Origin of the sequence: Bacillus sp. C30 (genome assembly GCF_040838255.1) — a bacterium.
In the GTDB taxonomy this organism is placed as follows: domain Bacteria; phylum Bacillota; class Bacilli; order Bacillales; family Bacillaceae_G; genus Bacillus_A; species Bacillus_A mycoides.
Window position 1 is genome coordinate 1 of record NZ_JBFPJH010000573.1, and the last position, 1517, is coordinate 1517.

The following is a 1517-nucleotide window of genomic DNA, read 5'->3' on the forward strand; positions in this document are numbered from 1 at the left end:
TAGGACATATAAAGAAATATAACCTTATTAAAGTTACAAAAAACAAAAAAAATAAACCCTACCACAACCTGTTTTTAATTGGCAAATCACTTTGGCCGGTGAACCAATTAAAAACTCAATCAGAGTAGGGGGCTTATTTATAATTGTATTTTCTACATATTTATTATAGCATGTAAAAAATATAATGTGAATAAAAACCTCTACTTTTCCAGCATTTTTCTCTTTATTTGTGGTGGAAAAAAATAGGAGGTTTTTCCGTGTTATTGCATAACTTTTTGCTTAGTCGAGCAAAAGCTGAATTAAGTCCTCGAATTAAACACTTGTCCAAAACACCAGGAACTATTAATCAAGCAATTAAGAAAGTTACTACTTATATTGATAATATTGTTCTTGAAGATGAAGGTGTTACCACAAAAGATTACCTTACCAAAAGACAATATGAAGCCTTTGAGACTGTTTTATCTTATTTAGTACAAGAAGGTTATGCCCAAGTAAGGCAAGTTCGTATTTGCAAAAAATCTGGTATTTCTAAACCAATTATTAATTACGTGTTAAATTGGTTACAAGATTTAGGAGTATGCCAACAAATAAAGGTAAGACGGCATGGAAAGATCGCCCCTTCCATTTACATCTTAACAATACATAATAACTATTTAAAAATCATTGAATACTTCAAGGTAAAATGGGCTTTAGCAATTGATGTTTGCTCTACTTTCACTAGATTTTTAAAGAACCAGATTAGTAAAAAAAATGGTGTGACAGATCATGATGATATGCAAAAAAACAAGTTAGAAACTTCGTCTTCCCTAGATCTTTTCAACATTGAAGAACAATCAAAACCTGCTGCGAATCATGAGACAAAAGAAAAATACAATAGATTACAAGACTTAAACGATTATTTGAGTGACGATCAGAAAAAAGGATATCACTACATTTTAAGTCAAGGGGTAACATACCTATCTGAAAATGATGCGTACACAATTGCATTAAGGTTGCCCCCTGACATGGATAGTATGAACACATCTGCAGAGTGGGCTTTTAAGGAATCTGTCGAATGGTTTGACAGTAATAAAGCTGAAAATAGCGCTCCTGCTCACTTTATAAAAATGTTTGGTCAAAAACTCAAATTTTATCAAGCTCGTAGAAAACGTGATGCTCAAAAGAAAATTTCACTCTTTGGTAAAAAAAATGATAGTAAATTAATTATTTATAAATTTTTCGAAGAGAACAATTAATTTTTAAAAAATACAATATAACCTAGCCTTGCTTAAAAAATCCTTATATAGCAAGGCTATTTGTCGTATCTTTTTATCTGTTAGAACCTATTCCATCATCTTCCTACTTAAAATCCTCAAACAATATTGCTCATATTCTATAAATTTATATTGTTATCTGCACTTTTGACCTCCAAAATTTACCCTTTGTAAAAATCTGAATATTCTCTTTTTTACTAACCAATTAACTTTGAAATTTACTAAGTGAAAATCTTAAATCGCTTGCTAGAGTAAGCGTAAAGG

General features: G+C 30.5%; 1 protein-coding gene. It reads left to right on the plus strand.

Features of this window, described 5'->3' with window-relative positions:
• Nucleotides 1-257 precede the first annotated feature (257 nt).
• A complete protein-coding gene (locus AB3X49_RS22985; protein ID WP_367964962.1) occupies nt 258-1235 on the plus strand; it encodes a Replicase RepFR55 in 978 nt (325 codons plus the stop codon).
• Nucleotides 1236-1517 lie beyond the last annotated feature (282 nt).